The sequence below is a fragment of the Tenuifilum sp. genome (assembly GCF_037481895.1).
Classification (GTDB): domain Bacteria; phylum Bacteroidota; class Bacteroidia; order Bacteroidales; family Tenuifilaceae; genus Tenuifilum; species Tenuifilum osseticum.
Window position 1 is genome coordinate 22,356 of the sequence record NZ_JBBFKU010000024.1, and the last position, 13,286, is coordinate 35,641.

Here is a 13,286-nt window from a genome sequence, read left to right on the forward strand (position 1 = left end):
TAACTATTTTTCCTTACCCCACACTCCCTTCCAAACTTATCTGTAGCAGTTTTTGTGCTTCAACGGCAAACTCCATGGGTAACTTGTTGAGAACTTCCTTGGCGTAGCCATTAATTATCAGCCCAACAGCATCCTCGGTTGACAATCCGCGCTGGTTGCAGTAGAATATTTGATCCTCGCCTATCTTTGAGGTTGTGGCCTCATGTTCCACCACAGCCGTTGGATTATCTACCTCAAGGTAGGGGAAAGTATGTGCTCCGCACTTATCGCCAAGCAGTAGTGAGTCGCACTGCGAGAAATTGCGGGCGTTTTCGGCACCTTTGAGTACCTTAACCAGTCCGCGGTAGCTGTTATTGCTATGCCCTGCCGATATACCCTTTGAAACAATGCGGCTACGGGTATTCTTGCCAATATGAATCATCTTGGTTCCCGTGTCGGCTTGCTGACGGTTGTTGGTAACGGCCACGGAGTAAAATTCGCCGTATGAGTTATCGCCAAGCAGAATACAGCTGGGGTACTTCCAGGTTATGGCCGAGCCGGTTTCAACCTGTGTCCACGATATTTTACTGTTTCTGCCCTTGCATATGCCGCGCTTGGTAACAAAGTTGTAAATACCGCCCTTACCATCCTTATCGCCGGGGTACCAGTTCTGTACAGTAGAGTATTTAACCTCGGCATTTTCCAGTGCAACAATCTCAACAACCGCAGCGTGTAGCTGGTTCTCATCGCGCATGGGTGCGGTACATCCCTCAAGGTACGATACGTAACTATCATCGTCGGCAACAATGAGCGTACGCTCAAACTGACCGGTATTGGCTGCGTTTATACGAAAGTAGGTGCTAAGCTCCATGGGGCAGCGCACACCCTTTGGAATGTAACAAAACGACCCATCGCTGAATACAGCCGAGTTGAGCGCCGCAAAGTAGTTATCGGTCACCGGAACTACCGACGCCAAGTACTTGCGGACTAAATCGGGATGCTCACGAATGGCCTCACTCATTGAGCAGAAAATGATTCCCTGCTCAGCCAGGGTCTCACGGAAAGTAGTTTTAACCGAGGTGCTATCCATTACTGCATCAACTGCAACTCCCGCAAGCACCTTTTGCTCGTCGAGTGGGATCCCAAGCTTATCGAATGTTGCCTTAATTTCAGGATCAACATCATCCAGGCTGTTAAGCTTTGCATTTTGCTTTGGCGCAGCGTAGTAAATAATATCCTGGTAGTTAATTTCAGGTATCTCAAGGTGTGCCCATTTGGGCATTTCCATGGTTTGCCAATGCCTAAATGCCTTAAGCCTGAATTCAAGCATCCAATCGGGTTCCCCTTTCTTTTCCGAAATCATTCGGATTATATCCTCATTAAGTCCTTTAGGTATGGTTTCGGTTTCAACGTTGGTTACAAAACCGTATTTATACTCGGAACCAGTAACCTCTTCAAGTATCTTATCCTGTTCTTCTGCCATATCGGTTTAACACTTTAACAAAATAGCAACAAACTACAAAGGCTAATGTTTAGCGATTCACAGTTAAATTAGATTTAATCTAAATTAGGTGCAAAGATATTTGCTTTAAGTTGAATATGAAAAGGAAATGACCTAAAATAATGGTATGTTTTATATCAACTTGTATATCTCAGAATGTCAGTAAAATAAAAAGCCCCAACCGGGGCTTTAATCAAATAACTGGAATACCTTTAAAAGTTCAGGTTCACGGCAACCACTTCCTTAATTTCAGGAACATCGCGAATAATAGCTTGTTCCACACCATTCTTAAGGGTCATAATGCTATATGGGCAACTACCGCAAGCACCATGAAGTTTAACTTTAACAATGTAATCGTCCGTTACCTCAACAAGTGAGATATCGCCACCATCGTTCTGGAGGAATGGTCTGATTACTTCAATTGCCTTTTCTACTTTGGCTACAACTTGTTCTTTGGACATGACATGTATAATTGATTTGGTTATTTATGTTGAACATTAACTATCTGAGTGGGAGGTAACTCCCTGTTGCGCCACTCAACGCGCTCAATCAGGTTTTTAGCAAGCTCATCGAAGGCCTTACCGGTGATTGAGGCATGAATTGCCACGGGCTCACCATAATCGCCACCCTCGCGGATGCTTTGAACTATGGGAATTTGACCAAGTAGGGGTATTTTCATTCTATCGGCCAGCTTCTTGCAACCCTCCTTGCCAAAAATGTAGTATTTATTGTTTGGCAGCTCCTCAGGGGTGAACCATGCCATGTTCTCAACTAAACCAAGAACGGGCACATTGATGCTTGGGCTGGTAAACATGCTAATCCCTTTCACCGCATCGGCCAAAGCTACATCCTGTGGAGTGCTAACTATAACCGCACCAGTTACCGGAACTTCCTGAACCAAAGTAAGGTGAATATCGCTGGTTCCCGGAGGCATATCAATGAAAAGGTAATCGAGCTCACCCCAGGCTCCCTGATGGATTAGCTGCTTAAGCGCACTGGTAGCCATTGGCCCGCGCCAAACAAGAGCGCTATTGGGGTCAACAAAAAAGCCAATGGAAAGCAATTTAACACCGTAATTCTCAACCGGAACAATAAGTTCCATTCCCTCTTCCTTAACAATCTCGGGCTGGGTGTGCTCCATGTTGAACATCTTGGGGATTGATGGGCCATAAATATCGGCATCAATTAAACCAACCCTGGCTCCTGTTTTTGCAACTGCAACAGCAAGGTTAGCCGCAATGGTCGATTTACCTACACCACCCTTACCAGAGGCAATGGCAATGATATTCTTCACCTTACTGATTGATGCCTTCTGCTTCAAGGGTGATACCTTGGGTGCCACATCGGCAACTACCAAAATATCTACCTCTACATTCTCGCCAAACTTCTGCTGGATGGCTTTGGTGGCAGCTTTTTTCAACGATGATGCGAATGGGTCATTGCTCTTTGTTAGCTTAAGAGTAAACGATACCTTACTGCCTTCAACGATTAACCCCTGCACCATTCCCATGCTTACAATATCCTTACTGGTTTCGGGGTGCAAAACAGTAGAAAGCACCTCATTGACCGAATCCAACGATAAAACCATAGTTTTTATTTAGTTTAAATTAACCGCAAAGTTAGCTTTTAAATTGAAACATCGAAAGTTAAACAGCTAAAGTTGTAAAAGGTTGATGAAGGGGAAAAGGAGATATAAGTTTTAGCCCGTTAAACGTGAGCCGCGAAACTTTAAAAGTTAAATGTGTGACTTTAGGGGGGAATGAGTCAGAATAGAAAGAATGTGAAGGAGTTAAAGGAAGTTAGAGGAAGTTAGAGGAAACGTAAAAAAGCGAGGCCGAGATTGCATTAATCAACAAATTCAACTATATTGATATCAATACTTTTTTATGAAATATACGAATAAAAATGCCCTAAACTTTTTATGTTTAGGGCACAATATGGGTTTTATAATAATGTTAGCCTCTGATGGCTTTAATGCCTGGAAGTTCCTTGCCTTCCATATACTCCAGCATGGCACCACCGCCGGTTGAAACATACGATATTTTGTCGGCAAGCTTATTCTTGTTTACTGCGGCTACTGAATCGCCACCGCCAACGAGGCTGAATGCCCCTTTTGCTGTAGCCTCGGCAATAGCCTTAGCAATTTCCGAGGTGCCCTGGGCAAACTTATCCATCTCAAAAACACCCATTGGGCCATTCCAGAGTATGGTTTTGGACTTTAGGATAACATCGCTGAAAAGCTTAACGGTTTCAGGGCCGATATCGAGCCCCATCCACCCCGCAGGGGTTTGGTCAATCTTGCTGATATTGGTATTAGCATTTGCATCAAATGCATCGGCGTTTACGGCATCAACCGGCAGGTAAACATTAACTCCTTTGGCCTTAGCCTTAGCAAGTAATTCGCGGGCAAGGTCTAATTTATCGTCTTCACATATCGATTTTCCAATTTCACCGCCTTGCGCTTTAATAAAGGTGTAGGTCATTCCACCACCTATAATCAGATTATCAACGCGCTCAAGGAGGTTTTCAATAATGAGAATTTTATCGGAAACCTTAGCGCCACCCATGATGGCTGTGAAAGGTTTTTCGGGTGCTTTAAGCACCTTATCCATGGCCTTTAGCTCACTCTCAATCAGGTAACCAAACATGCTGTTACCGGGGAAATGAGCAGCAATTAACGCAGTGGAAGCGTGGGCACGGTGTGCAGTACCAAAGGCATCGTTAACATAGCAATCGGCAAGGCTGGCAAGTTTTTTTACAAACTCCTTCTGGCTCTCTTTAACTTTTGCCTTGGCTTCCTTTTTTTGCTCCTCACTAGCATCTTCGGGTAAACTATAGGGCTTGCCCTCTTCCTCCTCATAAAAACGAAGGTTCTCGAGCAATAGTACCTCTCCGGCCTTGAGCTCAGCAGCAAGCTTTTTGGCTTCATCACCTACACAATCGGGAGCAAACTTGATGCTCATCCCTAAGTTCTTTTCAATTGCGGGAATAACATGCTTTAACGAATACTTATCTTGTGGTTTCCCATCGGGGCGGCCAAGATGCGACATCAGAATGGCGGCACCACCGTCGTTCAGAATCTTCTTGATTGTTGGCAATGCGCCACGAATACGTGTATCGTCAGTAACCTCAAAGGTTTTCTTATCCAGGGGTACATTAAAATCAACCCTAACTATGGCTTTCTTCCCCTTAAAGCTGTAACTGTCAATGCTTATCATATTGAATTGTTTTTAGTGGGTTTGAAGCAAAAATACAAAATTCGAAGTGAATTGCAGAGTTTAAATCAATATTTTTCACGCAAACGGTTGAAAACAAAGCCTTGGGAAAGGCTTTCAAACTATAAGTTGACTATACCATAAAATTGCTAACTTTGGAGTTTAGTCAATAATTTGGAACGATATGTTTTTCAGCGATATAGTTGGGCAGGAGCAGGTTAAGGAGCGGTTGCTATTGCAGGTAAAGGAGAACCGTGTGCCACATGCAATGCTGCTTGCAGGACCTCCGGGTACAGGAAAACTTGCGTTAGCAGTTGCCTTTGCACAATACCTAATGTGTACTAACAAAAACGAGAATGATTCGTGTGGGGTTTGCCCCGCCTGCAAAAAGGTTTCGAAACTTATCCACCCCGACCTGCATTTTGTATACCCCGGCAAGGCAGGCAAGGAGAAATCCGATACTGCCGATGGCGCTACGGAAGCCGGCACCGACGTGCTTGCCATTTGGCGTAAAATGTTACTGGAAAACCCCTACATGGGCGAAACGGACTGGTACGACGCCATTGACCTTAACAACAAGCAGGGTATGATCAACGTGGCTACTGCCTCAGAGGTAATTCGCAAGCTCAGCCTAAAAAGTTACGAGAGCGATGTTAAGGTTATGATTATTTGGCTGGCTGAACGTATGAACGTGCAGGCATCCAATAAGCTTTTAAAGTTGATTGAGGAGCCCCCCGCAAAAACCTTTTTCATACTGGTTAGCGAAAACACAAACCTCATCCTCAAAACTATCCTTTCCCGCACCCAACAGGTGTATGTGCCACCCCTGCCGGCAAGCGAAATAGCCGTTGTTCTTACTGAGAAACATGGTATAGCACCTGATAAGGCTAGGGATATAGCCCGTATTTCGAATGGTAGTTTCTATGAGGCCCTTCGATTGATTAACCAGAACACAGGAGAGTATTTTGAGCAGTACCGAAATCTGATGAGGCTGTGTTATGCCAAACGTTACATTGACTTGCTAGATTGGGTAGATGATATCTCGCGCCTTGGGCGCGAGGAACAAAAGGAGTTCCTAAGCTACTCCCTAAAGCTTACCCGCGAAAGCTTAATGCTTAACATGGGGCTCGACAATATTACCTACCTGATGGGCGACGAAGCCGATTTTGGCAAAAAATTCTCCCCTTTTCTGGGGCCAGCAAATGTTAACCAGGTCACCAAAGCATTTTCCCATGCCTACGAGTGCATTGCCCAAAACGGTAATCCCCAAATCACCTTTGCCGACATGGTGTTTAGCCTGAGTAAGCATATTGGACCCAACCCTAAAACATAGTAGTTGGTTTTACGTTTAATTAGTTAACTTTGCAAGGTTTAGCTTGATATTGAATATGGAAAAAATATATACCCCAAGGGGCAACGCAGTTTACATAAACGAGGTTACTGACCATAGCTCCTGCGGCAATTGCTGCTCCAAACTTGGTGTTTACGATTGGGTTCAGGACCTACCGGAAACGCTCCAGGAATACGATATTGTTGAGATACAGTTCAAGAACACCCGTAAGGGGTTTTACCGCAATGTAAATCAGATAAGCCTACAGAAAGGCGATATTGTTGCCGTTGAGGCATCGCCCGGTCACGATATTGGTGTAGTATCGCTAACAGGATGGCTGGTTGAGCGCCAGATGAAGCGCATGGGTGTTGATCCCAAAACAGCGGAACTAAAAAAGATATACCGCCGGGCAAAAAAGGCCGATATTGAGAAGTGGGTCGAAGCCATGGCGCTTGAACACGATACCATGATCCGCTCCCGCAAGATAGCCGAAAGGCTAAAGCTCGACATGAAGATTGGCGATGTTGAGTATCAGGGCGATAAAACCAAAGCCATATTCTACTACATTGCCGATGAACGTGTCGATTTCCGTGAACTTATCAAGGTTCTTGCGGAGGAATTTAAGATACGGGTTGAGATGCGGCAGATTGGTGCCCGACAGGAAGCTGGTAGAATTGGAGGCATCGGCACATGCGGCCGCGAACTTTGCTGCTCTACCTGGATTGCCCAATTCGATTCGGTTACCACAAATGCAGCAAAAATTCAGGAGCTATCACTTAACCCCCAAAAATTAGCTGGCCAATGTGGTAAGTTGAAGTGCTGCTTGAACTACGAGCTTGCAAGCTATGTTGATGCCCGTAAGGACATACCCGAAGGTAACATACAGCTCGAAACCAAAGATGCCACTTACTATCACTTTAAAACCGATATTTTCAAGCGTAGTATGTGGTTTGGCTCAGAGCCATCGTCATCGGTAAACCTTATTGAGGTTCCGGTGGAACGTGTAAATGAGATAATTGAGCTAAACCGAAAAGGCATTAAGGTGCCCAGCCTACTCGATACTAATGTTGCCCCCCAAACTGCGGTTACCCATATCGATTTTACCGATGGCTTGGAGGATGATAGCATCACCCGCTTCGATAAGCAATCGAAACCAAAGCTGAAAAAACGTCGCAAACCCAAAGGACAAAACAAACATAAAAACGATGACAAAGCATAAGCTCTTAGTCATTTCGGCCATAACCATTGCGCTATTTGCCGCATGTTCCGATAACTATGTATACAACGGATACGTTGCTTTACCGCAAGAGCAATGGCATGCCGATAGCATTGCCAGTTTTCGAATTCCCGTATCGGATACAATGACCTACTACAACCTTTACGTGAACGTTAGGAATACCACCGATTACCCATTCCAAAACCTTTACCTGTTTATAGATATAGCTGCGCCCAATGGCGCAATTGCTCGCGACACATTTGAATGTTACCTTGCCGATGACCATGGCAAATGGTTAGGGAAAGGAAGGGGTAAATACCGCGATAACCGCTTTACCTACAGGCAAAATGTAAGGTTTGGTGCCGAAGGTGAGTACAGGATTACCCTGCAGCAAGCCATGCGGGTTGAGCAGTTAAAGGGTATCTCCGAAATTGGATTTAGGGTTGAGCTGGGAAGTAATAAATAAAGTTTGATTTTACTGTGGGGAAAAATAAGCTACGTCGTTTTGCCGAAAACGAAACTTTTGAGAACCTTTTCCAACCTTCGTTTCAGGAGGTTTTCAACACCGATTACAGATTAAAGGGACAATGGCAATCGGGTTTCTTTAAAAACCAAAACCCTATTGTCCTTGAACTTGGATGCGGAAAGGGCGAGTACACCGTGGGTTTAGCCCGAATGTTCCCTGATAAAAATTTTATTGGTATCGATATAAAGGGAGCCCGAATGTGGCGGGGTGCAAAAACAGCCCTTGAGGAGGGCTTGAAGAATGTGGCTTTTATCCGAACCCGCATTGAGCATATTAAGTCATTCTTTGCCCAGGACGAGGTTGATGAAATATGGGTGACCTTCCCCGATCCCCAGCCACGCCCATCGAAGGCAACCAAACGTTTAACATCGAGCCGATTTTTGAATTACTACATACAATTCCTAAAACCAAATGCCATAGTTCACCTTAAAACCGATAGTCAACCCTTACATGCCTACACTAAAGCATTGGTGGAGCAAAATAACCTTAAAATGCTGGTTTGCACCAGCAATCTTTACTCCGAGGTAAGCAACGATCCCATTCTAGGCATTAAAACCTTTTACGAGCAGCAGTTCCTTGACCAAGGGTTGCCAATTACTTACATTAAATTCCAAGTAAACCATTCAGGCCCTTTCCATGAGCCAAACATCGAGGAATAACGATAATTTCTTTGAACGGGTTTACCAGGTAACCCGGTTGGTTCCCTTTGGTCGTGTAACCACCTATGGAGCCATTGCCCGATACCTTGGAGCAACCCGCTCAGCCCGAATGGTTGGTTGGGCGCTAAACTCATCATCGATCCAGGAGGATTGGGTTCCTGCACACAGGGTGGTAAACCGAAAAGGTTTGCTAACCGGAAAAATCCACTTCCCCGGTAGCAATACCATGCAGCAACTCCTTGAGGCGGAAGGCATAAGGGTTGAAGATAATGCTGTGGTTGATTTCCATAAGCACTTCTGGGATCCTAACGTTGAGTTAGTAAAAGGAAGCAAAAAATAGAATAAAGTCGCATATTTGATCAGGTTCTTGAACTCCATAAACCAGAGCAGGCACTTGAATCTCGCTAACTCGGGACGGGTTTTGGAATCTTAAATTTGAAATTTGGAATGACTCAACAAACTCTAAAATTCGGGTTAGCATGATTAAGGAAGTCAACATTTTAGCTATATAAACCAAACCCCGTTTAACGATTAATGGTTCACGATTTATAAGCAATGGAAGTAGAAAAGATTTTTAATATAAGTTCTGATGCTGAATTTGAAAACCTTGCCCTTGAGGTATTTAGATTTCAGTATAAAAATGTTGATATTTACCGAACCTATATTGATTTACTAAAAGTTGACCCCAATAAGGTTGTGGAAATCAATCAGATTCCATTCCTTCCCATTCAATTCTTTAAGAGCAATCAAATACTTGCCAATGGGCTTTCGCCCGAAATAGAGTTTACAAGCAGCGGAACCACAGGTTCCGAAACCAGCAGGCATTATGTGGCTAAGGTTGACATTTACAAACAAAGCTACACCCTGGGTTTCCGCCACTTCTATGGTAACGAGCAGCAATACTGCATACTAGCTCTACTACCAGCCTACCTGGAACGCACCGGATCATCGTTGGTTTACATGGTCGATGGTCTTATCAGGCAGTCGGGAAACCCACACGGTGGTTTTTACCTCAACCAGCTTAACGAGCTAGCGGCAAAGCTTCAGATGCTCGATGAATCCGGTCAAAAGTGCCTGTTAATTGGAGTATCATTTGCCTTGCTTGACCTTGCCGAGATGCACAACCTAAGGCTTAAAAATACTATTGTTATGGAAACTGGCGGCATGAAAGGCCGCCGTAGGGAAATGGTTCGCGATGAGTTACATGGAATACTTACCGAAGCATTTGGCGTTGATAGTATCCATTCCGAATACGGTATGACCGAGCTACTATCGCAAGCCTACTCAAAGGGAAAAGGAATTTTCAGCTGTCCACCCTGGATGCGTGTTTTAATTCGTGAAACTAACGATCCGCTTACTATAGCGCCTGTAGGAGCTACTGGAGGAATTAACATAATCGATTTAGCAAACCTATACTCATGCGCTTTTATTCAAACGCAGGATTTAGGTCGACTGCATCACGATAGAACATTTGAGGTGCTTGGCCGTATGGATTCTGCCCCCATTAGGGGCTGCAACCTACTTGTTTACGGGTAGGCTACAATTCTAGCTTTTTCTTTATCTCCGCAGGAATGGCATTTTTGTGAACCATCACAGCTATGGTTTTCATACGCACATACGATTCGGACATGTATAGATAACCATCGTACACACCCTCAGTTCCCCAGCTGTTCTTGGTTAAAAAGTAAACCGTTCCATTCTGATCGGTAGCCATACCGGTTAGGTGCATTAAGTGGTCGTCGGTGGAGGTTAGGTTGTCAAAATTTGCCTGGCGGTTTTCCTGAGTAACCTTAATTTCGGGAACAGGTGCGTCAAAATTTGCCATGCGTGCGGTAAAATCCTTTTCAGTAATACCAGTCCATCGCTCCTTATCGGACCCACTAAGCTCTTCGAATTTTGAAACGGGCAACAGAGCCACACCCTTGCGGTATGCAAAACTCTTTTCGCTCACATCGCCATCCCAGCAAACGGAATAGCCATTCCCCAGGGCGTAGGTTATTACCTGCATCATCTCATCGAGCGGTAGATTGTAGTAAAGGTCGTGCGACCAGTTATCGGGAATTTCAAGCGATACCCTTTTGTAGAACGGATGATGGTTGAATGAGGTAAACTCAATGTAATCGTCAGGATTAAAGGGGACTTTTGATAAAGGTGAATTTCCTTTATCGGGGACAGCTCCAAGGTAAGCATCAAGAATTCCGCGGTATGCAGGGAACCATGCGGTTGACAATTTTTTGTTTGGATTTTTCACCACAGCATCCAGAAATGCTTTAAGCACAGCCTCAAGCTCAGCATGGGCGTGAACCTCGGAGCCGTAATTCAATCCCGGATATTCCTTTTCGGTTACCATGCCATACTTACGGATAATATTCATTACATCGTGCGCTTGTCCACCCTGACCAAAATTGTTGGCCCCCTGGAACCTAACATAGTTCTGTGCCTTCCCCTCATAGGCATAGCGCACAAAGTACATCTCGGAGATATCAAATACGGGCTGTCCCATTCGTATAAGCTCAGTTTCAACAAACGACGTGGTTGCAAAGCTCCAGCAGGTGCCAGTACGTTGCTGATCCTTTATGGGCGAAGTAGGTATCTCATACTTTACTGTAAACTGAAAAGAATCGGTTTGTGCATTTACTGCCTGACAGAGCATAAGCAGGAATGGCAGAATTAACTTTTTATACATACAGCTCGGATTTATTTATGCAAGTTATGCAAAAGCAATTAAAACCAACAAACGTTTTCATGTAATTATTTTACAAAAAAGTGTGATAGTTGAAAATATATCGATAATTATCTATATTAGCACCAAATATTCACCCTACTCGATGCGCAGGGCAAAAATTTATCTGGCAATTGTTGCATACTTTACTCTAGTAAAGCGGTTCTTAAGCAAACCGCTCTATAGGTTTGTTATGCGCATCAAACAAAAACTTGGCATAAAGTCGGCCTCCAGTTGTTCATACGATGGCAGGGTTTTACCGGCTGGATTTGAATTTTTCTTTAACGGAGGTAGCCACCTCAACCTTGGCCTTGAGCAAGGCTTTTTAAATCAGTACCTAAGGAATTGATTTCCATCGTTTAGCCTATCAACAGGGGAACATTTTTCGTTCTTCTTTCAAACCATCGTTCAATACAAACGTTTAAATCAGAATATAATCTATTACTAACCTAAACAAAGCGAAGTATGAGAAAACAACTACTAACCATTATTGCAACCGGTTTAACCACGCTGGTAATGGCCGGTGGTATTGTAACCAACACAAACCAAAGTGCAACCTACGTGCGAATGCTTGCTCGCGATGCATCAACCAGTATCGATGCTGTTTATTTTAACCCTGCGGGGTTAGTAAAAATGGAAAATGGTTTTCATCTCTACCTGAGTAACCAAACCATTTTTCAGAAAAAAACTATCGAAAACAAATTTCCGCTTTTAAATGAATCCAAATATGTTGGAGACGTTGCAGCGCCTTTATTTCCTGATTTTTATGCAGTATACAAGAAAGATAAACTAGCATTAGGTTTTGGCATTCAACCCAATGCAGGAGGTGGCTCTGCAAAGTATAATACAGGTTTACCAAGTTTTGAAATCCCAGTATCTGTAATACCTGCAAGCCTAACAGCTAATGGAATTACTACTACTAAATACTCTGCAGATATTAACTTTGATGGGTCAAGTGTTTTTTGGGGTGCACAAATTAATGCCAGTTACGCTATTAACGATATGATTTCACTCTCACTTGGTGCACGAGCAATTTTGGCCAAAAACACCTATAATGGCTTTCTTAAAAACATTCTAATAAATCCCAACCAACCAGCTTTTGGTGCAAATTACAATGGCGCTAATATGGTTCCTGCTACACAATTTTTTACCGATGCAGCAAACACCCTTAATGGGTGGTCTGTCGGTGCAACCAGTTACTACAATGGCCTAGAACCAATAGTTAATGGAGGAGGAGGTTCAACATTACTAGTGAATGGAACAAGTGTTGGATTAACATCTGAACAAATTACTCAAATTTCTGGACTCCTTGTAGCTGCAGGAGTTCCACAATCGCAAATTGGTTTAATTGATATTCAGACAGCTCGAGCAACTCTGGGCGCTGCCGCCCCTGTATTTGCCGGAAAATCTGCAGCCATGGCAGCAAATGCCACAGCTACTGCTGACAAGGAGGTTGATGCTATTCAAACTGGAACAGGTTATACTCCTATAATTGGTGCTAACTTGACTTTTGGCGATAAACTTAACATTGGTATTAAATATGAATTCCGAACAAAACTAACACTGACCAACGACACAAAGGTTGATGGTACTGGCTTATTCCCCGATGGAGGAAAACTTCGTTACGATATTCCTGCTATCCTATCGGCAGGTTTTGAATATAAAATTTTACAATCCTTGCGCTTTGCAAGCGGATTTCATTACTACTTTGATAAAGATGCAGTTATTGAAAGCGCGCCAGGCGTTAAAAAGGATATCGAAGGAAATCTTTACGAAATTGCTGCAGGTTTGGAATATGATATTACTGATAAAATACTGGTTTCGGCTGGTTACCTTTACGCAAAAACAGGTGTGGGTAAAGGCTTTCAAACCGATTTAACCCATAGCTTAACATCTAACACCGTTGGCTTTGGAGGAATGTTCAAAGTAAACGATAATCTATCGCTTGAACTTGCAGGATTGTTCACCATGTATAATTCTGATTCAAAAGAAATCGATTATTCTACTTATGGGATTCCCTCAGCTATTGAAACCTATAATAGGACCAATGTTTTATTCTCAATAGGTGCTGCCTATAAGTTCTAAATGTTAATTAATTATACTAATTTAGGGGTTGGTTCTCAACCCCTAAATTTTTT

General features: G+C 43.6%; 13 protein-coding genes. 8 read left to right on the forward strand and 5 right to left on the reverse strand.

Translation table 11 applies throughout. The features are described 5' to 3' along the window. Positions 1 to 13 precede the first annotated feature (13 nt). The 4 genes from sufB to WHS63_RS08555 all read right to left on the reverse strand — a co-directional run bounded on the left by sufB (position 14) and on the right by WHS63_RS08555 (position 4,698). Positions 14 to 1,462 carry a Fe-S cluster assembly protein SufB gene (sufB, locus tag WHS63_RS08540; RefSeq protein ID WP_445204740.1) on the reverse strand — a complete coding sequence of 483 codons (1,449 nt, stop codon included), beginning with the start codon at positions 1,460 to 1,462 and terminating at the stop codon, positions 14 to 16. Between the two features lie 230 nt (positions 1,463 to 1,692). Next, the gene (locus WHS63_RS08545) at positions 1,693 to 1,941 is read right to left on the reverse strand and encodes a NifU family protein (RefSeq protein ID WP_369489466.1); all 249 of its coding nucleotides are present in this window, start codon (positions 1,939 to 1,941) and stop codon (positions 1,693 to 1,695) included. A 20-nt stretch (positions 1,942 to 1,961) separates the two neighbouring features. Next, the gene (locus tag WHS63_RS08550) at positions 1,962 to 3,068 is read right to left on the reverse strand and encodes an Mrp/NBP35 family ATP-binding protein (protein WP_445204741.1); all 1,107 of its coding nucleotides are present in this window, start codon (positions 3,066 to 3,068) and stop codon (positions 1,962 to 1,964) included. A gap of 367 nt (positions 3,069 to 3,435) precedes the next feature. Beyond that, positions 3,436 to 4,698: a phosphoglycerate kinase gene (locus WHS63_RS08555; RefSeq protein ID WP_445204742.1), complete on the reverse strand. Its 1,263-nt coding sequence runs from the start codon at positions 4,696 to 4,698 to the stop codon at positions 3,436 to 3,438. Positions 4,699 to 4,879: 181 nt separating this feature from the next. On the opposite strand from WHS63_RS08555, the gene holB reads away from it, so the two are divergent. The 6 genes from holB (at position 4,880) to WHS63_RS08585 (ending at position 9,962) form a co-directional block, all read left to right on the forward strand. Continuing rightward, on the forward strand, positions 4,880 to 6,028 hold the full coding sequence (gene holB, locus WHS63_RS08560; protein WP_445204743.1) for a DNA polymerase III subunit delta': 1,149 nt from the start codon (positions 4,880 to 4,882) through the stop codon (positions 6,026 to 6,028). A 55-nt stretch (positions 6,029 to 6,083) separates the two neighbouring features. Continuing rightward, on the forward strand, positions 6,084 to 7,244 hold the full coding sequence (locus WHS63_RS08565) for a PSP1 domain-containing protein (RefSeq protein WP_445204744.1): 1,161 nt from the start codon (positions 6,084 to 6,086) through the stop codon (positions 7,242 to 7,244). Further along, on the forward strand, positions 7,231 to 7,707 hold the full coding sequence (locus WHS63_RS08570) for a gliding motility lipoprotein GldH (RefSeq protein WP_445204745.1): 477 nt from the start codon (positions 7,231 to 7,233) through the stop codon (positions 7,705 to 7,707). The genes WHS63_RS08565 and WHS63_RS08570 overlap by 14 nt, the downstream gene beginning before the upstream one ends. Before the next feature lie 14 nt (positions 7,708 to 7,721). Beyond that, a complete protein-coding gene (trmB, locus tag WHS63_RS08575; protein WP_445204746.1) occupies positions 7,722 to 8,426 on the forward strand; it encodes a tRNA (guanosine(46)-N7)-methyltransferase TrmB in 705 nt (234 codons plus the stop codon). Then, positions 8,404 to 8,766, forward strand: a complete 363-nt coding sequence (locus tag WHS63_RS08580; protein ID WP_445204747.1) for an MGMT family protein — start codon at positions 8,404 to 8,406, stop codon at positions 8,764 to 8,766. Before trmB ends, WHS63_RS08580 begins: the two co-directional genes overlap by 23 nt. A gap of 215 nt (positions 8,767 to 8,981) precedes the next feature. Then, positions 8,982 to 9,962 carry a LuxE/PaaK family acyltransferase gene (locus WHS63_RS08585; protein ID WP_445204748.1) on the forward strand — a complete coding sequence of 327 codons (981 nt, stop codon included), beginning with the start codon at positions 8,982 to 8,984 and terminating at the stop codon, positions 9,960 to 9,962. A 1-nt stretch (position 9,963) separates the two neighbouring features. Here WHS63_RS08585 and WHS63_RS08590 read toward each other — a convergent pair whose 3' ends face one another. Next, positions 9,964 to 11,112, reverse strand: a complete 1,149-nt coding sequence (locus tag WHS63_RS08590; RefSeq protein WP_445204749.1) for an aminopeptidase C — start codon at positions 11,110 to 11,112, stop codon at positions 9,964 to 9,966. A gap of 82 nt (positions 11,113 to 11,194) precedes the next feature. Here WHS63_RS08590 and WHS63_RS08595 point away from each other — a divergent pair, with 82 nt between their 5' ends. Both WHS63_RS08595 and WHS63_RS08600 read left to right on the forward strand, forming a co-directional pair. Continuing rightward, positions 11,195 to 11,497 (forward strand): hypothetical protein, encoded by a 303-nt coding sequence (locus tag WHS63_RS08595; RefSeq protein WP_445204750.1) that lies wholly within the window; start codon positions 11,195 to 11,197, stop codon positions 11,495 to 11,497. A 116-nt stretch (positions 11,498 to 11,613) separates the two neighbouring features. After that, positions 11,614 to 13,233, forward strand: a complete 1,620-nt coding sequence (locus WHS63_RS08600) for an OmpP1/FadL family transporter (RefSeq protein ID WP_445204751.1) — start codon at positions 11,614 to 11,616, stop codon at positions 13,231 to 13,233. Positions 13,234 to 13,286: the final 53 nt, after the last annotated feature.

Coding starts and splice junctions, on each gene's coding strand:
- WHS63_RS08590 (WP_445204749.1), bottom strand. CDS start 11,112: ATGTATAAAAAGTTAATTCTGCCATTCCTGCTTATGCTCTGTCAGGCA.
- WHS63_RS08545 (WP_369489466.1), bottom strand. CDS start 1,941: ATGTCCAAAGAACAAGTTGTAGCCAAAGTAGAAAAGGCAATTGAAGTA.
- WHS63_RS08550 (WP_445204741.1), bottom strand. CDS start 3,068: ATGGTTTTATCGTTGGATTCGGTCAATGAGGTGCTTTCTACTGTTTTG.
- holB (WP_445204743.1), top strand. CDS start 4,880: ATGTTTTTCAGCGATATAGTTGGGCAGGAGCAGGTTAAGGAGCGGTTG.
- WHS63_RS08580 (WP_445204747.1), top strand. CDS start 8,404: ATGAGCCAAACATCGAGGAATAACGATAATTTCTTTGAACGGGTTTAC.
- WHS63_RS08555 (WP_445204742.1), bottom strand. CDS start 4,698: ATGATAAGCATTGACAGTTACAGCTTTAAGGGGAAGAAAGCCATAGTT.
- WHS63_RS08585 (WP_445204748.1), top strand. CDS start 8,982: ATGGAAGTAGAAAAGATTTTTAATATAAGTTCTGATGCTGAATTTGAA.
- sufB (WP_445204740.1), bottom strand. CDS start 1,462: ATGGCAGAAGAACAGGATAAGATACTTGAAGAGGTTACTGGTTCCGAG.
- WHS63_RS08565 (WP_445204744.1), top strand. CDS start 6,084: ATGGAAAAAATATATACCCCAAGGGGCAACGCAGTTTACATAAACGAG.
- WHS63_RS08600 (WP_445204751.1), top strand. CDS start 11,614: ATGAGAAAACAACTACTAACCATTATTGCAACCGGTTTAACCACGCTG.
- WHS63_RS08570 (WP_445204745.1), top strand. CDS start 7,231: ATGACAAAGCATAAGCTCTTAGTCATTTCGGCCATAACCATTGCGCTA.